Consider the following 19,177-nt stretch of genomic DNA (forward strand, 5'->3'; position numbering starts at 1 on the left):
ACTCATGGCTGACTTCGACCCTGTGACGAAAGCCGTCGTGCCCGCCGCGGGTCTGGGCACCCGGTTTCTTCCGGCGACCAAGGCGACACCCAAGGAGATGTTGCCCATCGTCGACAAGCCCGCGATCCAGTATGTCGTCGAGGAGGCCGCCTCCGCTGGGCTCCTCGACGTCCTCATGGTCACCGGCAAGAACAAACGCTCCATCGAAGACCATTTCGACCGGGCGTTCGAGCTCGAGGAGGCCCTTGAAGCCAAGGGCGATGAGCACCGGCTGTCCCAGGTTCGCGAGCCCGCCTCGCTGGCGACCCTGCATTACGTACGGCAGGGCGAGCCGAAGGGGCTCGGCCACGCGGTGCTGTGCGCCAAGCACCACGTCGGCGACCATCCGTTCGCCTGCCTGCTCGGTGACGACCTCATCGACCACCGCGACCACCTGCTGCGCCGCATGATCGAGGTGCGCGACACGTTCGGGGGGAGCGTGATCGCGCTGATGGAGGTCCCCAAGGAGCAGGTTTCGCTGTACGGCGTGGCGACCATCGAGGCGACCGCCGAGGAGGACGTCGTCCGCGTGACGGACCTGGTGGAGAAGCCGCCGGCCGACGAGGCGCCGTCCAACTGGGCGATCATCGGGCGTTACGTGATCGACCCGGCCGTCTTCGAGGTGCTGGAGAACACCCCGCCGGGTCGCGGCGGCGAGATCCAGCTCACCGACGCGCTGCGGACGCTGGCCTCGCGTGGCTCCGAGGAGGGCGGGCCGGTGCACGGCGTGCTGTTCAGGGGGCGGCGCTACGACACGGGCGACAAGCTCGACTATTTGCGGACCGTGGTGAAGTTCGCGGCGGATCGCGAGGATCTGGCGCCGGAGTTCGTGCCGTGGCTGCGGGAGTTCCTCGATGAAATCAGTTGACGCGCATCTGGCCGAGATCCTGGCCACTGTTCGTCCGCTGGCCCCCCTTGAGCTGGAGCTGGAGCAGGCTCTGGGCACGACGCTGGCCGAGGACGTCTCCTCGCCGGTGCCGTTGCCGCCGTTCGACAACTCCGCCATGGACGGCTACGCGGTCCGCGCCGAGGACCTGACAGACCTTCCTGCGACGCTGCCGGTGATCGACGACGTGGCGGCCGGGTCGGTGGAGCTGCGGGCGGTGGGGCCCGGGCATGCCGTACGGATCATGACCGGAGCCCCCTTGCCGGCCGGGGCCGATGCGGTCGTGCCGGTCGAGTGGACCGACGGCGGCACGGTCACCGTACGCATCGACCGCCGCGCCGAGGCCGGCAACGCGATCCGGCGGGCCGGCGAAGACGTGCAGGCCGGCGAGGTCGTGCTCAAGGCCGGCACCGTGATCGGGCCGGCGCAGCTCGGGATCATCGCGGGCGTGGGGCGGCGGCGCGTGTGGGCGCGGCCGCGGCCCCGGGTCGTCGTGATCTCCACCGGCGCGGAGCTGGTGGAGCCGGGCGGCACCCTCCAGCCCGGCCAGATCTGGGACTCCAACAGTTACACCCTGACGGCCGCCGTGCGGGAGGTGGGGGCCGACGGGTTCCGCGCCGGCTCCGTCGGGGACGATCCGGGCGTCCTGCTCGATCGGCTCGACACCCACCTCGTACGCGCCGACGCGATCATCACCAGCGGCGGGGTGTCGATGGGGGCGTACGAGCCGGTCAAGGAGGCGCTGTCGCCGCTGGGCACGGTGCGCTTCGAGAAGGTGGCGATGCAGCCGGGGATGCCGCAGGGGTTCGGGGTCCTGGGTGACGACCAGGTGCCGATCTTCGCGTTGCCGGGCAATCCGGTCTCGTCCTTCGTGTCGTTCATGCTGTTCGTCCGCCCCGCGCTCGACAAGATGCGCGGCTTGCCCGGCGGGATGCCCGAGACGGTCACCGCGGTCACCACCGGGGTGTTGCGCTCGCCGTTCGGGCGGCGGTCGTACCTGCGCGGGGTGCTCGCGGCCGACGGCACCGTGTCGCCCGCGCACGGGCAGGGATCTCACCAGCTCGCCGCGCTGGCCTCGGCGAACGCGCTCATCGTGGTGCCCGAGGACGTGACCGAGGTGGCGGCGGGCGCTTCCGTGGAGGTGGTCCGGCTGTGAGCGAGCTGACGCACATCGACGAGACGGGCGCCGCGCGCATGGTCGACGTGTCGGCCAAGGACGTTTCGGCGCGCAGTGCCGTCGCCACCGGGCGGGTGCTGCTGTCGGCCGAGACCGTGGCGTTGCTGCGGTCGGGCGAGGTGCCCAAGGGCGACGCACTCGGGGTGGCGCGGATCGCGGGGATCATGGGGGCGAAACGGACGCCCGACCTGATCCCGCTCTGCCATCCCATCGCGTTGCACGGGGTGAAGGTGAGCCTCGACGTCGAAGACTGGGGCGTGGGGATCACCTGCCGGGTCAAGACGGCCGACCGGACCGGGGTGGAGATGGAGGCGCTGACGGCGGTGTCCGTAGCGGCTTTGGCCCTGATCGACATGGTCAAGGCGGTGGATCCGGGTGCGGTGATCACCGACGTGCGGGTGGAGGAGAAGCTGGGCGGCAAGACGGGCCGGTGGACGCGCGATCCGGCCTGATCCGGCCTGATTGGGGAGCGAGGTGGCTGTGGTGCGGGCGTTGGTGATCACGGTGTCGAACCGGGCGTCGGCGGGGATTTATGAGGATAAATCGGGGCCGCTGCTCGTCGACCTGCTCCGGCAGGACGCCGGGTGCGAGGTGGTCGACGGGCCGGTGGTGGTGCCCGACGGCGAGCCGGTCGAGACTGCGCTGCGTGACGGAGTGTCCAGTGATTACGACGTGATCGTCACCACCGGAGGGACCGGGCTGACGCCCATGGATTTGACGCCGGAGATGACGGCCAGGGTAATTTCTCGCGAAATTCCGGGCATTGCGGAGGCCATCCGGTTGGCAAATCGCGAAAAAGTGCCGACCTCCGTACTGTCGCGTGGATTGGCCGGGCAGGCGGGCAACACCTTGATCGTTAATCTGCCCGGTTCGTCGGGCGGCGTGCGTGACGGCGTCGCCGTACTGGCTCCGATTCTGCGGCACGCGGCCGATCAGATCCGGGGAGGCGATCACCCGCGCTGACGGCGGATCCGATCGCCCTCGATGATCCGTGGCGACATCGCGCCCGATAGGGGGATGATGAGAGATGTGGATCGACTTCGTGGCTGGCCGGTGACCCTGAACGAAGGTCCGGTAGGCCTCCGGCCGCTGCGGCTGGGCGACGTGCGGGTGTGGCGCGAGACTCGGCTGCGCAACGCCGACTGGCTACGCCCGTGGGAGCCCAGCAATCCCGAGACGCCGCTGTTCAGGACGGGGCTCGGGCCGTACATCTCGATGGTCGGCACCCTGCGCCGCGAGGCGCGGCAGGGGCTCGCGCTGCCGTGGGTGGTGACCTACGACGGGCGGTTCGCGGGGCAGCTGACCGTGGGTGCCATTGTGTGGGGCTCCGCCCGTTCTGCCCAGGTCGGCTACTGGGTCGACGGGGCCCTGGCGGGTAAGGGCATCATCCCCACCGCGCTCGCCATGGCCGTTGACCACTGCTTTTTCACCACCGGTTTGCATCGGCTGGAAGCGAACATCCGCCCCGAGAACCAAGCCAGCCGTAGAGTGGTTGAGAAGCTGGGATTCAGGGAAGAAGGCATTCGGCGTCGCCAACTTCACATCGACGGAGCCTGGCGCGACCACATTTGCTACGCGCTGACCGTTGAGGATGTTCCTGGCGGGCTGCTCGTGCAGTGGCGTCGCGCGCGTGAGTCAGCCGCTCACGGCGGGTCTCCTGTCGAAGAGGTTTGACGATCTCGCGACACACCGCACCGAATGCTCGTCAATCAGTGACACGCGGTCTTACGGTGCGTGACGTGAGCATATTGAAGGCGCGACGAGCACATCCGCGTCTTCGTGCTGCCCGGAGGTGGTCGTGAGCAGCGTCCTCCTCTACTTCGCCATCGTCGTGATGTGGCTGTGCGTCCTCATCCCGATGTGGCTGCGCAAGGACAAGGCCAACCTCGCCGAGCTGGCCGAGCTCGAAGAGTATTACACCGGCGAGCACCAGCTCCCCGATCTCGACAACCTCGCCCCGCCCGACTCCGACGAGGACGACGAGGCGCCGCCGGTGGAGATCGAGAAGGTCGACGTCCGCCAGTTCCGCCTCCGGCGCCGCGCCATCATCGTCGCCCGCCGCCGGCGCCTGCTCTTCTTCACCGCCCTGCTGGTGCTCGCGTCCGTCGTCACCGCCGCGGTGAAGGTCATCCCGTGGTGGGGCGTCGCACCGTCCGTCGTCATCATGCTCGCGTACATGACGTTTCTCCGCATCGCCGTACAGGTGGACAGGGAACGCCGCGAACGGGCGCTCCAGGCGCATGCTGAGCGGCTGCGGCGGCAGCGTGAGCAGCGGCGGGCCGCCGCCGAGGCGGAGGCCGAGGTCATCGACCTCACGCCGCACCATCCCGACGTCCTCTTCGATCAGTACGCCGAACCGCCCAAGCGGGCGGTGGGGGATTGATGGGTGGCGCGAGGACTCTCGGAAGTTTGCTAATCTAGTCGAGTCCTTGGGGATGTAGCGCAGTCCGGTAGCGCACTTCGTTCGCATCGAAGGGGTCAGGGGTTCGAATCCCCTCATCTCCACCCAGGTCAAAGGCCACTTCCGGTGATCGGAAGTGGCCTTTTTGATCTTCTGAGTGACTAGTGGTTCTGCGACGATGACCACCATGTCGCGGATCGAGTTCTCCTATGGAGCGCCGGAGCACGGATGGTCTGTGGTCACCATCGCCCATGAAGGGCGTGAGGCCCGGATGGTCGTGTCGTACGTGACTGATGCTCTCCGCGACCTCCTGTGCAGCCTGGTGCGGGTTACGCAGGGCGACGACATCCGCTTTTCCTGGGATGGTGAGCCCGCCGAGTACCGATGGGTATTCACGCGTGAGGACGATGCGGTCCGGCTGCGCGTCCTCAGGTTCCGGGACGGGAGGAGACGGGAACCGGACGACGGCGCGAGCCGAAAAGGGCTGGACGACCACGACCGCGCCGAGCCCGGCAGCAGGACCCGCGTGCCGCTGTGGGTGGAGCGAATCCGGGCGCCGCGAAGGCGTCGATCACGTCGATGCGGCTGGAGATGTCCACCGGCGTGGGCTGGCGGCAGGTGCCGGTCGTGCGGGATGGCACGCGGTGGACGGCTGTGCTGCTGAACCCGGGGTAGCCCGGGTTCGTGTCACTGCCGGTGACGGTGTCCGACTCGCCGAGGGCGGGGGCGGGGCAGGGGTGACGCAGACGATCACTCGTGCGTACGCCGTCGGCTGATGTGAATCGGGGGACGGGGACGTGCGCGGCCGGCCGACCGTGCGTACCGTCTCCCCCTGCGTCGACCGTACGGGCACTCGCCCGGTTGGGGTCAGCTCCACCACGGCGATCCAGGCATGAACTCCAGGACGATGACGACCGCGAGCCCTGCCGCGATGACGATCCTGGTCATCCTGCCCGCGGCCGTACTCACCGCCCAGGTTGTGGCGCCGTAGCCGATCGCGCAGGCGAGCGCGAAGACCACGCCCATGTACATCTCGTCGGAGATCGGGATCCAGGTTGATGCGGGGATCGGGACCCAGGCCAGAGCCATGGTCAGAGCCACGAACAGGTTCACGCTCAGGGCAGAGGCGGCGATGGGGCCGATCAGTGCGACGAGCCACCAGCGCGGCAGCCGGCCCAGTAAGAGCAGCACCGCACCCAGAGGAGCGGCGACCAGGAACATCACGTCTAAGTCCGGGCTGGAGGGGTCTTCCGGACTGTACGAGTTGTAGATGGCAGCCACCAGAACGCCGCAGGCGGCGCCCGCCATTGCGCCCCGGGTCACCATCCGCATGATCTTCGGCATCCGCACAGCTAAGCACAGCGGTCAAGGTCCGGAGAGGCCGAAGGCCGCTTCCGAGCGTCGGAAGCGGCCTTCGCGTTGCCGGGGACCGGCGTCCGAGCGTCCGGGGTCAGCTGCAGCTCCACCGAGCCCAGTACGTGTTCTGGTAGTCGTCCGTGACCCACATCGCGTGGACGATGTTGTTGTCGCCCAGGTAGATGTCGCCCGGCCAGGCGAGCGGGTCCGGATACGGGAAGATCACCGGCGCTCCGGAGGCTCCCCAGAACCCCGAGTCGTAGCCGGCGGTGGTCGTGCTCTTGACCAGGCCGACGGTGTCGCCGGCGGTGTTCGCCGCCACCGGGCGGGCGCCCGCGCGGGTGTGCAGCACCGAGCCGTCGCTGTTCCACACGATGGCGACCTCGCCGCCCGACGTGGCCGTGCCGTAGCCCACCGGCCGGCCGCTGTTGTCGCTCTCCGTGATGGAGAAGCTGCTCACTCCGGCCGGCGTCTGCAGGTCGTGCAGGGTGCCGTCCGGGTACAACATTTTCTTGGACGTGAGCAGGATGCGGCCGTCCTTGTCGATGCTCACCGGGCGGCCCTGCCCGACGACGCGGTACGTCGAGTAGTTGGACGCCGGCCACACCACCACCGAATTTCCGGAGCTGACGCTGGCCAGGCCGACGATGTCCCCCTTGTCATTGATCGCGATCTCTTCCGTGTAGGTGGAGCCGGACACCTTGGCCAGCTTCACCTTGGACCCCGAGCCGGGCCGCCACACGTACGGCTCCGACGGCCCTCCCCACGGGGTGAGCCTGCCGATCACCGTGCCGCTGCTGTTGACGTCTCGCGGGGTGTCGCGCTTGTTGCCGTCCATGGTGGGCCACTTCGCCACGGTCTGGCCGTTGCGCCATAAGAAGCGGCCGTTGTCCTCGCTGGCGCCTATCGCGTACTCGCCGCTGGCGCTCGCGCCCGCGATCGAGGCGTAGTCGTCGCCGTTCTGGTCCGGGAGGTTGCCCAGGTAGGTGCAGGCCGTGGCGGCGGACGCGGGGTTCGCCGGCACCATGAGCCCGGCGGCGGCCAACGCGCTCACCAGGATTGTGCGCACGTGCTTACGCATGGAACTCCTCGCGGGTCGATTCCCGGCTTTCAGGACGAGCTGCCGGATCGAGCGCAGCCTCCCAGCCGCCCATCAAGGGGACCTCGAATTGATATGGGGAGGCGTCTCAAGCCGCCCGGCGGCCCATGATGAGGTCTACGGGGATCCGTACCGGCAGGCACAGGGTTTGGCCGTGCTGGTCGAACAGGTCGTCGCGGGCGGTGAAACAGCCCAGATCGGCCAGGACGTGTCCTGAGAGGTCGCAGGAGGAGCAGGTGCCGCCGTCCCAGTCCACGGCGGTGTGCGCGATCGCGTCGAAGAGTGTCACGCTTCCGGTGTTGGTGAATCGGCCTCCCGTTCGTAGCGCGGTCAGGTCGCCGTAAAGCTCGGAAACGGCCACCCACTTCCCGTCGAGGAGGAATTCCGGCCAGGCCAGCACCACCCGCCGGGGGATCAGCGCACGCAGCCGCGGGAACCGCGGATGCCAGAAACGTCCATCGAGCAGCAGCCCTCTGACGCGCGTGGGGATCCCGCGGCCGCGTGCCGCCGCCTCCAGCAGGGCCAATCGCTGGCTGCACGAGCCGCGGCCCAGACGCAGGGTCCGGGAGGCGGGCTGCCTTTCGTTCATGGCGTAGACGGGGCGCACGCGGGCTGCGATGAGCTGGTGCGCCGTGATCAGGAACGCTCGCTCTCCCGTAGGGGCGACGTCCCGGATCTCGGCCAGCAACGCCAGGATCAGGGGGTGCCGCCAGTCGAGGATCGGGGTGGCCGCCGTACTTCCTAAGGAGATCGCCACGTGATTGCTCCTCGGCGTCCTGCTCAGTACCCGCCGCGCCGTGGGGCGGCGGTCGGGCGGCGGGAGAGGGTGGGGCGGGCGGTGGGTTTGAGGTCGCGGGCCGGTGGTTCGTGGCGGTGGGAGGAGTGGGACCGCGGGTCGGTCTTGGACGGGGTGATCGAGGCGGGGAGTCTGATGTGCATGGATTCTCCTCAAGCCCTGGTGAGCCAGGTGACCTGGGCGCCGTTGTCGAAGGACTCGCGCCGGGCGGGGGTGAACAGGGTGGGGCGGAAGTGGCCGGAGAACATGGGGATGCCCGCGCTGGCCACCACCGGGTAGCTCTTGAGGATGATCTCATCGATCTCCGGGAGCAGGGAGGCGGCGAGTTTGCCGCCGCCGCACAGGTAGATGTCCATGCCGGTGTCCTCGGCCTTCAGGCGCCGGACGAGCTCGATCGGGTCGCCCGGCTCCACCTGGACGGTCGGATCGTCGATCGTCAGGGTGCGGGAGACGACGTACTGGCGCAAATGGGCGTAAGGGCTGGTGGTGGGGACGTCGAGGGCCGGCTCGTAGGTGCCGCGGCCCATCACCAGCGTGTCGAAGACCTTGTTGGGCGCGTCCTCCAGGCCGACGAGTTTGCGGATGTGGGTGGGGAGGGTCTCGGGGTAGCGGGCGTTGATCCAGGCGGCCATCTGGTCGGACACGGGGTAGAAGTCGAACTCCGCGTTCGGGCCGGCGATGTAGCCGTCGAGTGAGACGCCGATGTAGTAGACCAGCTTTCGCATGAACGTTCAACTCCTGATGTAGTACTCTGTTTGAAGTGGTTTGAAAGTAGTACTACGGATGGAGTGGTGTCAAGTGCGCAGGAATCCGAAGCGGCGGCAGGCGCTGATCGACGCGGCCATCGAGGTGCTGGCCAGGGAAGGGGCGCGGGGGCTGACCTTCCGGGCCGTCGATGCGGAGGCGGCCGTTCCCCCCGGCACGGCGTCCAACTACTTCGCCAACCGCGACGACCTGTTCACCCAGGTCGGCGGGCGCATCTACGAGCGGCTGCTGCCCGACGAGGCCACGATCGCGCGCGGCCGGGAGGGCGTGCAGGACGAGACGCGTTACGCCGAGCTCATGCACGAGCTGGTGGATCGGGTCTCCGCCTTCAACTCCGGCTACCTGGCGCTGCTGGAGCTGCGGCTGGAGTCCACGCGGCGCCCCGAGCTGCGGGCCGTGCTGACCAGGCGCATCCGGGAGGACATCGACGCCAACATCGGCTACCACGCCGCCTCCGGCCTGCCCGGCGACTCGACCTCGGTGGTGCTGCTCTACCTGGCCCTCAACTGGCTCATCGTGGAGCGGCTGACGTTGCCCGACATCTTCACCGAGCAGGAGGTGCACGAGCTGGTGGACGCCGCCGTCCGGAGGTCGCTGGCGAGCGACGGGGTCACGGGAGGATGAGGACCTTGCCGGGGGCGTGGCCGGTCTCGACGTCGCGGTGCGCGTCCGCCGCCGCGGCGAGCGGGTGGCGGGCGGCGATGGGGTGGGTGAGGACGTCGTCCTCCAGCACGCGGGTGACGTGCTCGGTGGCGGCCCGCAGGGCCGGGGCCGGCATGACGAACACCAACGTGGTCCGGATCGTCGCGCCTTTCCGCATCAGCCGGTAGAACGGCAGCGCCGGCTCCGGTACGGCGTCGGAGGCGTACGTGGCGATGGTGCCGCCGGTGGCGATGACCTCGGAGGTGAACGGCAGGTTGGCGCCGAAGGCCACGTCCACCACCCGGTCCACGCCCCCGGGCACGAGGTCGAGGACGGCCTCGGCGGCGCCGGGCGCGCGGTTGTCGATCACGTGGTGGGCGCCGGCGTCCAGGGCCGAGGCGCGCTGTTCAGGCGTGCGGGCCGTGGCGATCACGGTGGCGCCGGCGTGCGCGGCGAGCTGGACGGCGTAGTGGCCGACGGCCCCGGCCGCCCCGATGACCAGCACCGTCCGCCCGGCCACCGGGCCGTCGGCGAACAGGCAGCGGTGGGCCGTCAGCGCCGGCACGCCGAGGCAGGCCCCTGCCTCGAACGACGTCTTCGCGGGCAGCTCGATGGCCTGGGCGGCGGGCACCACCACGTACTCGGCGGACGTGCCGAACGGGCGGCCGTGGTTCGCGGAGTGCACCCACACGCGGCGGCCGATCCACGACGTGGGAACGCGGGGGCCGACGCGGTCGATCACGCCGGCGCCGTCGTCGCCGGGGATCACGCGCGGGTCGCGCATCACCCGGTCGCCCGCGCCCTGTCGCCGCTTGACGTCGGCCGGGTTGACGCCGGCGGCTCGTACGCGGACGCGCACCTCGCCGGCGGCGGGCTCGGGATCGGGCAGCTCGCCCACCGTGAGCACGTCGCCGGCGGGGCCGGTGCGGTCGTACCAGACGGCCCTCATGACGCGCGCGGGAGGAAGGCGTCGAGCGCGGCGGCGACCAGGTCGGGCCGTTCCAGCGACATCATGTGTGGAGTGCCGGGAAGCTCCTGGTAGGTGGCGCCGGGGATGCGCCCGGCCAGCGCCTTCATGATCTCCGGCGTGCACGAGGCGTCCAGCTCTCCGGCCAGCACCAGCGTCGGCGGCTCGAACCCGGCCAGCCGTCCCTGCACGTCCACCCCCTTGAACGCGCGCCACGCGGCGGCCCAGTCGGCCGGGTCGGCGCGCAGCACCAGCTCCCGCGCGTAACGCACGCCGGGACCGTTGACGGCGAGCGCGGCCGGGGTGAACCACCGGGTGAGCGACGGCACGATCTGGGCCGCCATGCCCTCTTCCTCGGCGGACCTGGCCCGCCCCTCGAACGCCTCGAAGGCATGGTCGGTGGTGCCCAGCAGGGCCAGGGAGGCGAACCGTTCCGGCCTCGCGACGGCGGCGGTCTGCGCGATGCCGCCGCCGTACGACAGGCCGACCACGTGGGCCTGCTCCAGGCCGAGCGCGTCGAGCACGCCGAACAGGTCGGCGGCGGCGTCCTCCATGGTGAACGAGGTCGGGGCCCCGGCGGCTGCGCCGTGCCCGCGCAGGTCGTAGGCGTACACCTGCCTGGTTCGCGCGAGTTGTTCCATGACGGGCTCCCACATGCGCCAGCCGAGCCCGAGCGCGTGCAGCAGCACGACGGGCGGCCCCGACTCGCCGTGCCGGGCGACGACGGTCTCGTGGTCGGCGAGCCGGACCCGCTGGAGGGCGGCGGGCGCGGGCGTCCCGGCCGCGGTCAGCACCTCGTCGATCACGCGCAGCGCGTTGAGCGCCCGCGGCATGCCGGCGTAGAGGGACACGTGCTCGGCGAGGGCGCGCAGCTCGGCGGGGGTGACGTCGTTGCTCAGCGCGGCGGCGGTGTGCACGGCGAGCTGCGGCTCCGCGCCGCCGAGCGCCGCGAGCATGGTGACGGTCGCCAGCTCTCTCGCGGTACGGCTCAGCTCGGTGCGGGCGATCGGCCCGCCGAAGCCTTCGAGGATGGCGTCGAACAGCTCGGGCGACTGCCTGCGCAGGCCGGCCAGGGCCTGCTCGGGGGCCGATCCCATCATGGCCGTGTACTCGCGGCGGCCTCGTTCCTGGCGGTCCATGTCGTGGTCTCCTGTTCTTTCGTGGTGAGACCACGATGCCGCCGTACAAGGTGATAAGTCCAAGACATGATCGGACTTATGGTGATATTGCGGAGTTATCGCCGGTCATGAAGCCGATGAACGCCGCCAGCGCGGGAGCGGGACGGCGGCCGGACGGCCAGGCCAGCGTCGGCCGCCAGACCGGCTCGGGATCCAGGGACGCCACGCTGACCGGCGGGCCCGGCGCCACGGCGACCGAGCGCGGCATGATCGCGGCGGCCAGGCCGACCGACGCGAGCGCGCGGGCCGTGCCGTACTCCCTGCTCTCGAACCGGGCGTGCACGCTCACCCCCGCCTCGGCCAGCGCCGCCTGGACGATCGCGCCCACCGCCGACCCCGAGGCGTAGACGACCAGGTCGGCGCCGTCGAGCTCGGCGAGCCGCACCTGCTCCCGCCCCGCGAACGCTCCCTCGGCGGCCGTGACCAGCACCAGCGGCTCATCGCCCAGAGACCGCCAGGCCAGCCGCCGGTCACCGGGCGGCGGCGGGGCCGCCAGCGTGGCCACGTCGAGCCGGCCCGCGTGCAGCGCGGCCGACATCTCCTCCGTGTTCAGCTCGCGCAGCTCCACCTCGACCGCCGGGTACGTGCCGCAGAACACCGCCAGTGCCTCGGCCAGCCGCCCCATCAGTCCGCGCGCGGCACCCAGGCGGATCCGGCCGCGAACCCCGGCGGCCCAGCCGAGCATCTCGTCCTCGACGGACACCAGGTCGGCGAGGATGCGGTCGGCGTGCTCCAGCAGCGCGGCGCCCGCCGGGGTGAGCGCCACCCGATGGTTGTTGCGCTCGAACAGGGCCAGGCCGAGCTGCCGTTCGAGCTTGCGGATCTGCTGGGACAGCGCCGGCTGCGCGATGCGCAACGCCTCGGCCGCCCGGGTGAAGTGCAGCTCCCTGGCGACCGCCTGGAAGTACTCCAGCTGGCGCGAACTGATCATAGGACGATTATCCGGCCGTACGGGCTGATGGTCGCGTCCGAAACGTGCCGGTACCTGCGCCTTCCTCGCTGCTTGGCTGGAGCCCGCACCCACACGCACCTGCCCGAACGGAACTCATGTCCACCACCACGCTCGCCCGTCCCCTCGTCGGCCGGCTCGCCGTCACCTCGCTCATGCTGGGCATCTTCGCCATCGTCACCAGCGAGATCCTGCCCATCGGCCTGCTGACCGCCATCGGCGCCGACTTCAGCACCTCCGACGGCGTCACCGGGCTGACCATGACCCTGCCCGGCATCGTCGCCGCGCTCGCCGCGCCCACCGTCACCCTGACCACCGCGCGCCTGGACCGCCGCGTGATGCTGTGCGTCCTCATGGCGGTGCTCGCCGTGGCGGACGTGCTGGCCGCGGCGGCGACCTCCTACTGGGTCATGCTGGTCTCCAGGGTGCTCGTCGGCCTCACCATCGGCGGCTTCTGGTCGATCGGCGCCGGGCTGGCCGGACGTCTGGTGCCGCCGCACGCCGTCGGCACCGCCACCGCAGTGATCTTCTCGGCCGTGCCGCTGGGGTCCGTGCTCGGCGTCCCGGCGGGCACGCTCATCGGCGACCTCGCCGGCTGGCGGACCGCCTTCCTGGCCCTCGCCGTGCTGGCGCTGCTGGTCATGGCCGCCCTGCTCGTGCTGCTGCCGCCGCTGCCCGCCGAGCAGGTCACCAGCCCGCGCGTCCTGCTGGGCCTGCTGCGTGCCCGCGGTACGGTGCTCGCCCTGATGGCCACGTTCCTCGTCGTCCTGGCCCACTTCGGTACCTACACCTACGTCACCCCCTTCCTCCTGGACGTCACCGGCCTGACGCCCGCGGCCGTCAGCGCGGTCCTGCTGGTGTACGGGGTCGCGGGGATCGGCGGCAACTTCCTGGCCGGCCGGGCCGCCACCACGCGCCTGCGGGCCGCCTTCGCGGTCGCCGGAGGTTTGATCGCGGTCGCCACCCTGGTGCTGCCCTTCGCCGGCGGCACTTCCGTCGGGGCCGTGGTGCTGCTCGTGGTCTGGGGGCTGGCCTACGGGGGTGTGCCCGTCTGCTCGCAGGCCGCCTTCATGGCCGCCGCCCCACGCGCGCCCGAGGCCGCGACGGTGATCTTCACCTCCTCCTTCCAGGCGACGTTCGCGCTCGGGGCGCTTGCGGGTGGGCGGGTCGTCGACGCGTTCTCGGTCTCGGCCGTGATGGTCTGCGGTGGGGTGATCGCTGCGATCATGGCGGTGGTCACCTTTGTGAAGCTGCGCTGAGCTCCTACGTTCGCTGCTCGGCCACTTCGTGGCGTTCCTGGTCGGCTTTCACGGGAGTGGGCCGCCTGTGCAGGAGGAGGGCGGTCAGGCCGCCCGCGACCAGGCCCCAGAACGCAGCTCCGATGCTCAGGATCGTCATCCCCGAGGCGGTGACCACGAAGGTGACCACCGCGGCCTCCCGCCCCTCCGGCTCGGTCACCGCGCCGGCCAGCGACGAGCCGAGCGCCGACAGCAGCGCGAGGCCCGCCACGGCGGTGACCAGCACGGGCGGGGACAGCAGCACCAGCGCCATCGCCAGCCCGGCGCCGAGGCCGAGCGCCAGCTGGCCGGCGCCGAGCGCGACCGTCGCGATCCACCGGCGGCCCGGGTCGGGGTGGGTGTCGGGGCCGGCGGTCAGCGCCGCGGTGATCGCGGCCAGGTTGAGCGCGTGGCCGCCGAACGGCGCCGCCGCCGCGCTGGCCAGACCGGTCGTGACGAGGAGCGGGCGCAGGGGCGGCGCGTACCCGTAGGTCGACATGACCGCCATGCCGGGCACGTTCTGGGCGGCCATGGTGACGAGGAACAGCGGGACGGCGATGCTCACCAGCGCCGACGGGCTCATCGTGGGGACGGTCAGCTCGACCGCCGGACGCAGGGTCGCACTGGACAGGCCGCCGCCGGTGCCGTGGATCGCGATGGCGACGACCGCCACGACGAGCGCTCCAGGAACGGCCCACTGCCGCAGGTATCTCTGCAACACCGCCCAGGTCAGGACGACGGGCACGGCCAGCAGCGGGACGTCGACGACGGCGCGTACCGGTGCGGTGCACAGGCTGAGGATGACGCCCGCCAGCATCGCGCTGGCGATCGGGCGCGGGATGGCGGCGATCGCCCGGGCCGGCCAGGGCGACAGACCGGCCAGGACGATGAGCGCCGCGCACACGACGAACGCACCGACCGCGGCCGGGAAGCCGCCGGGCACGGGACCGGTCGCCAGCAGCAGCGCCGCCCCTGGGGTGGACCAGGCGATGCTGATCGGCATGCGGTAGCGCAGCCCGAGGAAGATCGCCGTCGCGCCGATGCCGCAGCAGAGGGCGAGCAGCCCCGACGCCGCCTGCCCGGGCGTCGCGCCGACGGCGCGCAGCCCGGCGAGCACGACGGTGAACGAGCTGGCGTAGCCCACCACCGCGCTGACCAGCCCCGCCATGACGGCCTGCATCCGCACGCCCACTCCTCGGTGTCGCCGTTCGTTCCGCATACGGAACGAACCATAGCCAGCCATGTCATCACCGGACAAGCCTCCGGCCATCAGCGAGGGTCGAAGGCCGTTGCCGCGGGTGGTGCTCCTCGGCCGCGAAACCGTACGGGCGGGGGACGGTAATGGGGATCATGGTGTTGCCGTGCGGATGACGTGCCTGCCGACCAGGGACGAGACGCCGAGGGTGACGCCGATTCCGATGGCGATCGTGATCGCGTAGGGGAGGGGGGCCGCCGCCTGGAGGGGGTTGCCGGTCTTGACGATGGCGAAGGGGAGGACGGCGAGGAAGGCGCCGACGCTGCCGGCGACGACGCTGATGGCGGTGGCGGCCCCGATCTCGCGGACGAGCATGCGGTGGGTCTGGGTGCTCGTCGAGCCGACCAGGGACATGACCGCGAACTCGGTGCGGCGCTGGGAGATGGCGGCGACGAGGTTGTTGGTCAGGGCGATGGCCATGAAGGCCGCGATCAGCGCCACCACGAAGTAGTTGATCGAGGCGAGCACCTGGCCCGTGCTGCCGGTGGTGCCGGCCGCGTTCTCGATGCCCTGCATGCTGAGCGTGCCCGCCGCCACGCCGACGAACAGGGTGAGGAACGTGACGGTGGGGCGTACCCGGCCGGGGGCGGCGGAGAGGTTGATCGCGGCCAGGTGCGAGGGGGCGGCGCGGTGGGTGCGGCGGGTGGACGCGCGGTTGACGAGGGCGATGAGCTCGGGGGCGAGGACGCAGAGGCCGACGGCGACGAGCACGCAGCCGGGCCCGGTCATCGCCGTGGTGAGCACGTCGGACGGGTCCATGCCGAGCACCGCGGCGGATGAGCCCAGGCCGGCGATGATCATGAGTGTGGCCGTGACGCGGCGCCCGGGTGGGGTCGCGCGGGTGCGGCGGGCGAGGGGCGGGGCGTCGGCGACGGGGCTGCGGTGGGCCAGGGAGCGGCTGCCGATCCAGGCGGCGAGGACGCTCGCGGCCAGCACCACGAGCACGCCGAGTGCGGGCAGCAGCACGCCGGGGGCGAACACCGAGGTCGCGCTGGTGAGGCCGGCGGCCTGGATGTCGCCGGTCACGATCCGGCCGATCACGTAGCCGCCGGCCAGGCCGAACGGGGCTGTGACGGCTGTGACGGCGGCGGTCTCCACGACGAGCATCCGCTGGACCTGCCGGGGGCCGGCGCCGATGAGGCGGATGCCGGCGATCTCCCCGGCGCGGCCGGCGAGGGCGACGTTGATCGTCGAGACCATGGCGAACAGCACGATCGCGACCGTCCAGCCGCCCATGATGAGCGGGAACTGCACCAGGAACGCGCGGTCGGCGGCGGCCGTGCTCGGGGCCAGACCGGTGCCGAGCAGGGTCATCATGCTGGTGATGAGGATCGTGCCGACGAGTGCCACGAGGCCGGTGGCGATGGCGGCGGTGCGGTGGTAGGCGAAGGAGCGTACGGCGATTCTGATCATCGGCTTGTCACCGCGCTGTTGGCGGCCTGCTCCGCCGACTCGACCAGGACGGCCATGCGGCCCGCCACCTGCTGGGCGGTGGGCTGCTTGAGGCTGTCGACGATGCGGCCGTCGGCGAGGAAGAGCACGGCGTCGGAGTAGGAGGCGGCGACGGGGTCGTGCGTGACCATGATGATCGTCTGGCCGTGGTCGGCCAGCTCGCGCATCAGCCGCAGGACCTCTCTGGCGCTGCGGATGTCGAGGGCGCCGGTGGCCTCGTCGGCGAAGACGATCTCGGGGTCGGTGATCAGGGCCCGCGCGACCGCGACGCGCTGCTTCTGGCCGCCCGAGAGCTGGTCGGGGCGGTGGCTGCCGCGGTTGCCGAGGCCGACGCGGGTGAGGAGGTCGGCGGTGCGGGCCGGGTGCGTCCTGCGTGCGTCGAGGCGCAGGGGGAGCTCGACGTTGTCGACGGTCGAGAGCGCGGGCAGGAGGTTGAACGACTGGAAGACGAATCCGACGCGGCGCCTGCGCAGTTGCGCGAGTTGTGCCTGGTCGAGGCTGCGCAGGTCCTGCCCGTCGAGCTCGACCGAGCCGGACGTCGGCCGCTGCAGGCCGGCGGCGCAGTGCAACAAGGTGGTCTTGCCGGAGCCGGACGGGCCCATGATCGCGATGAACGACGACCTCGGGACGTCGAGGTCGATGCCGCGCAGGGCGTGGACCGGGCCGGCTTCTCCCGGGTACTCGCAGCGCAGGTCGCGGATGCGCAGCACGGGTGGCGCGTACATGAAGAGCTCCCTAAAGGATCGTTTTAGACGTTCGTTTCATATGAACGTTTATTTGATACCGTAGGGCATATGAGTGCCAAGGACAAGCTGCTGACGGCAGCACGCGACTGCCTGCTGACGAAGGGATACGCCCACACCACCGTCCGAGACCTGGTCGCGGCGTCGGGAGCCAACCAGGCGTCGATCAACTACCACTTCGGGTCCAAGGAGCAGCTCCTCACCAGGGCGCTGCGCGACCTGAACGCGGAGTGGGGTGAGCTGCTGTTCGCGGTGCTCGGGGAGGGCGGCGAGCCGGAGGATCAGGAGGCGCTGTGGGGGCGGATCATCGAGTCGATCCGGACCAACCGGGAGCTGTGGTTCGTCAACTTCGAGTCCGTCGCGTCCGCCCGGCAGGACGGTGAGATCCGGGCGATGATCGCCGCCGGGCAGGAGCTGGCGCGGGCGTCGCTGGCGCGGGCGTTCGCGGGGCTGGGGCCGGACAGCGACCCGGAGGAGGTGCACGCGGCCGGGTCGCACTACCTCGCGCTGCTCGTCGGGCTCGCCTCACAGTGGCTCACCGACCCCGAACGGGCGCCCACGGCGAAGCAGTTCGTCGCCGCGCACGGCCGCCGCTGATCAGCGGCGACGGCAGACGCTGATCCGAGGCCGAGAGCCGCCGCTGATCAGCGGCGCAGGGCAGGGTCCGGGCCGGCCGTGCCCTGCCAGGGTGGCGGGCTCGCCGAGGGCTGGTCAGGGGTTGGCGAGGAGGGAGAGGCCGAGGGCCGTTGTCACGTACAGGACGTGGCGTCCCGAACGCTCGCAGGCCACCAGGCCGCTCTCGCGCAGCACGCGCAGATGTTGCGACACCGCGCTCGGCGTGACGCCGAGCGCGCGGGCCAGGTCCGTCGTCGTCGCGGGGGAGCGCAGCGCTTCGAGCAGGCCGGCGCGCACCCGGCCGAGCAGGCGGACCGTGCTGCCCGCCGGGGTGCGCGTGCCGGCCGTCCACAGGGTGCCGACGCCGCGGGCCGGGTAGCGCACCGTGGTCTGGGTGGACGTCCTCTTCTTGATCAGCACGTACGGCGTGCCGAGGGCGACCGGCATGAGCACCAGCCCGCCGGGCCCGCGATCCACGGCCAGGCCGGAACGCCAGCGGGAGCCCTCCAGCCGCAGCCGGCCGTCGTGCCAGTGCAGGTCCGGGTGCAGGTCGGCGAACAGCCGCGCCGCCCCGCCCGCGGCCAGTTGCCTCGCGCGGTAGGTCACGTCGGCGTCGAGCACGGCCCGGACGCGGGGCCAGTGCGGCGCGATGAGCCGTCGCTGCACCGGGCGAACGGGCACCAGCAGGCGATCACCACGGTCGGCCTGCAGTTCGCGGGGCCGCCGGTCGGTGGGCTGCTCTTCGGGGTGGCGGCGGCGCTGCCGTTCGGGCTGGACGCGATCTCGTTCGCCGCGTCGGCGGCACTGCTGGCGACCCTGCGCGATCCAAGGCGCCGGCGGGCGCCTGGTGAGCATCCGTCGACCAGGCGCGGGCGTGAGCGTGATCAGCAGCCGCCGATGCGGGCGGCGATCGCGGAAGGGCTGCGGTGGCTGGCCCGGCACCGCCTCCTGCGCACCCTCGCGCTCCTGCTCGCCCTCAACACCTTCTGCTGGCAGCTCGGCAACGTCTCCCTGATCCTGCTGGCCACCCAGAAGCTCGGCCTGGACGCGCCGGGTTACGGCCTGCTGCTGGCCGCGGCCGCCCTGGGCAGCCTGCTCGGCGGGCTGGTCGGCGCGGCCGTCATCGAGCGGGCGGGCCCGCTGCCCGCCCTCGTCGCCGCTCTCCTCACGAACGCCGCCGCCTTCGTCGGCATCGCTCTGAGCCCGAACGCGGTCGTGCTCGGCGCCCTCCTGGCCGTCACCGGTTTCGTCACCACACTCTGGAACCTGGTGACGGTCGGTCTGCGGCAGGAGATCGTGCCGTCGGGGCTGCTGGGCCGGGTGAACAGCGTGTACCGGATGCTCGGCTGGGGGCTGATGCCGCTGGGGGCGCTGGCGGGCGGGCTGGTGGCGCACGGGCTCGGGGTGCGGGCGCCGTACCTGGTGGCGGGCGGGCTGCGCGGGGTCGTTCTGCTGGTCGCGGTGCCTGTGCTGGTCAGCGCGATGCGGGGCCTGCGGAGGGCGCCGGTGGATTAGGTCTCCCTCCAAGTCACATTCAAGCCGGCTCCAAATTCGGGCTGATGTGCTCTGTCCCGCGCCGC

Annotated in this window: 22 protein-coding genes and 1 tRNA gene; 11 read left to right on the plus strand and 12 right to left on the minus strand. The window is 71.3% G+C overall.

From position 1 onward, the window contains the following. Positions 1 to 4: 4 nt before the first annotated feature. From galU to HCN51_RS09030, 7 genes are all read left to right on the plus strand, one after another. Positions 5 to 907, plus strand: coding sequence for a UTP--glucose-1-phosphate uridylyltransferase GalU (gene galU, locus HCN51_RS09000; RefSeq protein WP_080044989.1), 903 nt, complete (start codon positions 5 to 7; stop codon positions 905 to 907). After that, the gene (gene glp, locus HCN51_RS09005) at positions 894 to 2,081 is read left to right on the plus strand and encodes a molybdotransferase-like divisome protein Glp (protein ID WP_168008655.1); all 1,188 of its coding nucleotides are present in this window, start codon (positions 894 to 896) and stop codon (positions 2,079 to 2,081) included. The genes galU and glp overlap by 14 nt, the downstream gene beginning before the upstream one ends. Continuing rightward, entirely contained in the window at positions 2,078 to 2,554 is a 477-nt protein-coding gene (moaC, locus tag HCN51_RS09010; protein WP_168008657.1) for a cyclic pyranopterin monophosphate synthase MoaC, read from the plus strand. Before glp ends, moaC begins: the two co-directional genes overlap by 4 nt. A 31-nt stretch (positions 2,555 to 2,585) precedes the next feature. Beyond that, a complete protein-coding gene (locus HCN51_RS09015) occupies positions 2,586 to 3,065 on the plus strand; it encodes a MogA/MoaB family molybdenum cofactor biosynthesis protein (RefSeq protein WP_168009087.1) in 480 nt (159 codons plus the stop codon). Positions 3,066 to 3,122: 57 nt separating this feature from the next. Beyond that, positions 3,123 to 3,776: a GNAT family N-acetyltransferase gene (locus HCN51_RS09020; RefSeq protein WP_186404701.1), complete on the plus strand. Its 654-nt coding sequence runs from the start codon at positions 3,123 to 3,125 to the stop codon at positions 3,774 to 3,776. 124 nt (positions 3,777 to 3,900) lie between these two features. Next, on the plus strand, positions 3,901 to 4,485 hold the full coding sequence (gene sepX / locus HCN51_RS09025; RefSeq protein ID WP_168008659.1) for a divisome protein SepX/GlpR: 585 nt from the start codon (positions 3,901 to 3,903) through the stop codon (positions 4,483 to 4,485). A 48-nt stretch (positions 4,486 to 4,533) separates the two neighbouring features. Next, positions 4,534 to 4,607, plus strand: a tRNA-Ala gene (locus HCN51_RS09030). Positions 4,608 to 5,370: 763 nt separating this feature from the next. Here HCN51_RS09030 and HCN51_RS09035 read toward each other — a convergent pair. From HCN51_RS09035 to HCN51_RS09055, 5 genes are all read right to left on the minus strand, one after another. Further along, a complete protein-coding gene (locus HCN51_RS09035; protein ID WP_168008661.1) occupies positions 5,371 to 5,847 on the minus strand; it encodes a hypothetical protein in 477 nt (158 codons plus the stop codon). Between the two features lie 106 nt (positions 5,848 to 5,953). Beyond that, positions 5,954 to 6,940: a hypothetical protein gene (locus HCN51_RS09040; protein WP_168008663.1), complete on the minus strand. Its 987-nt coding sequence runs from the start codon at positions 6,938 to 6,940 to the stop codon at positions 5,954 to 5,956. A 106-nt stretch (positions 6,941 to 7,046) separates the two neighbouring features. Continuing rightward, a complete protein-coding gene (locus HCN51_RS09045; protein ID WP_206066765.1) occupies positions 7,047 to 7,715 on the minus strand; it encodes a transglutaminase domain-containing protein in 669 nt (222 codons plus the stop codon). 23 nt (positions 7,716 to 7,738) lie between these two features. Beyond that, the gene (locus HCN51_RS09050) at positions 7,739 to 7,897 is read right to left on the minus strand and encodes a hypothetical protein (RefSeq protein WP_168008665.1); all 159 of its coding nucleotides are present in this window, start codon (positions 7,895 to 7,897) and stop codon (positions 7,739 to 7,741) included. A 9-nt stretch (positions 7,898 to 7,906) separates the two neighbouring features. Beyond that, positions 7,907 to 8,479, minus strand: a complete 573-nt coding sequence (locus tag HCN51_RS09055; protein WP_168008667.1) for a dihydrofolate reductase family protein — start codon at positions 8,477 to 8,479, stop codon at positions 7,907 to 7,909. 73 nt (positions 8,480 to 8,552) lie between these two features. Here HCN51_RS09055 and HCN51_RS09060 point away from each other — a divergent pair, with 73 nt between their 5' ends. Further along, a complete protein-coding gene (locus tag HCN51_RS09060; protein WP_346433583.1) occupies positions 8,553 to 9,143 on the plus strand; it encodes a TetR/AcrR family transcriptional regulator in 591 nt (196 codons plus the stop codon). On the opposite strand, the gene HCN51_RS09065 is transcribed toward HCN51_RS09060, so the two are convergent. The 3 genes from HCN51_RS09065 to HCN51_RS09075 form a co-directional block, all read right to left on the minus strand. After that, positions 9,130 to 10,110 carry an NADPH:quinone reductase gene (locus tag HCN51_RS09065; RefSeq protein WP_168008671.1) on the minus strand — a complete coding sequence of 327 codons (981 nt, stop codon included), beginning with the start codon at positions 10,108 to 10,110 and terminating at the stop codon, positions 9,130 to 9,132. The two genes, HCN51_RS09060 and HCN51_RS09065, sit on opposite strands and share 14 nt — an antisense overlap. Beyond that, on the minus strand, positions 10,107 to 11,267 hold the full coding sequence (locus HCN51_RS09070) for an alpha/beta hydrolase (RefSeq protein ID WP_168008673.1): 1,161 nt from the start codon (positions 11,265 to 11,267) through the stop codon (positions 10,107 to 10,109). Before HCN51_RS09070 ends, HCN51_RS09065 begins: the two co-directional genes overlap by 4 nt. Before the next feature lie 76 nt (positions 11,268 to 11,343). Continuing rightward, on the minus strand, positions 11,344 to 12,237 hold the full coding sequence (locus tag HCN51_RS09075; protein ID WP_168008675.1) for a LysR family transcriptional regulator: 894 nt from the start codon (positions 12,235 to 12,237) through the stop codon (positions 11,344 to 11,346). Between the two features lie 116 nt (positions 12,238 to 12,353). Between HCN51_RS09075 and HCN51_RS09080 the strand changes: the two genes are divergently transcribed. Beyond that, positions 12,354 to 13,514 (plus strand): MFS transporter, encoded by a 1,161-nt coding sequence (locus HCN51_RS09080; RefSeq protein WP_168008677.1) that lies wholly within the window; start codon positions 12,354 to 12,356, stop codon positions 13,512 to 13,514. Between the two features lie 4 nt (positions 13,515 to 13,518). On the opposite strand, the gene HCN51_RS09085 is transcribed toward HCN51_RS09080, so the two are convergent. The 3 genes from HCN51_RS09085 to HCN51_RS09095 all read right to left on the minus strand — a co-directional run bounded on the left by HCN51_RS09085 (position 13,519) and on the right by HCN51_RS09095 (position 16,964). After that, a complete protein-coding gene (locus tag HCN51_RS09085) occupies positions 13,519 to 14,712 on the minus strand; it encodes a benzoate/H(+) symporter BenE family transporter (RefSeq protein ID WP_240972654.1) in 1,194 nt (397 codons plus the stop codon). A gap of 168 nt (positions 14,713 to 14,880) precedes the next feature. After that, entirely contained in the window at positions 14,881 to 16,200 is a 1,320-nt protein-coding gene (locus HCN51_RS61210; protein WP_168008678.1) for an FtsX-like permease family protein, read from the minus strand. Next, positions 16,197 to 16,964 carry an ABC transporter ATP-binding protein gene (locus HCN51_RS09095; protein ID WP_168008680.1) on the minus strand — a complete coding sequence of 256 codons (768 nt, stop codon included), beginning with the start codon at positions 16,962 to 16,964 and terminating at the stop codon, positions 16,197 to 16,199. Before HCN51_RS09095 ends, HCN51_RS61210 begins: the two co-directional genes overlap by 4 nt. Before the next feature lie 69 nt (positions 16,965 to 17,033). Between HCN51_RS09095 and HCN51_RS09100 the strand changes: the two genes are divergently transcribed. Beyond that, positions 17,034 to 17,579 carry a TetR/AcrR family transcriptional regulator gene (locus HCN51_RS09100; protein WP_168008682.1) on the plus strand — a complete coding sequence of 182 codons (546 nt, stop codon included), beginning with the start codon at positions 17,034 to 17,036 and terminating at the stop codon, positions 17,577 to 17,579. A 114-nt stretch (positions 17,580 to 17,693) separates the two neighbouring features. Here the strand turns inward: HCN51_RS09100 and HCN51_RS09105 are convergent, their stop codons facing one another. Further along, positions 17,694 to 18,263 (minus strand): DUF5937 family protein, encoded by a 570-nt coding sequence (locus HCN51_RS09105; RefSeq protein WP_206066767.1) that lies wholly within the window; start codon positions 18,261 to 18,263, stop codon positions 17,694 to 17,696. Here HCN51_RS09105 and HCN51_RS09110 point away from each other — a divergent pair. After that, a complete protein-coding gene (locus tag HCN51_RS09110; RefSeq protein WP_206066768.1) occupies positions 18,237 to 19,112 on the plus strand; it encodes an MFS transporter in 876 nt (291 codons plus the stop codon). The two genes, HCN51_RS09105 and HCN51_RS09110, sit on opposite strands and share 27 nt — an antisense overlap. Positions 19,113 to 19,177: the final 65 nt, after the last annotated feature.

The organism is Nonomuraea composti (assembly GCF_012034275.1).
In the GTDB taxonomy this organism is placed as follows: Bacteria; Actinomycetota; Actinomycetes; order Streptosporangiales; family Streptosporangiaceae; genus Nonomuraea; species Nonomuraea composti.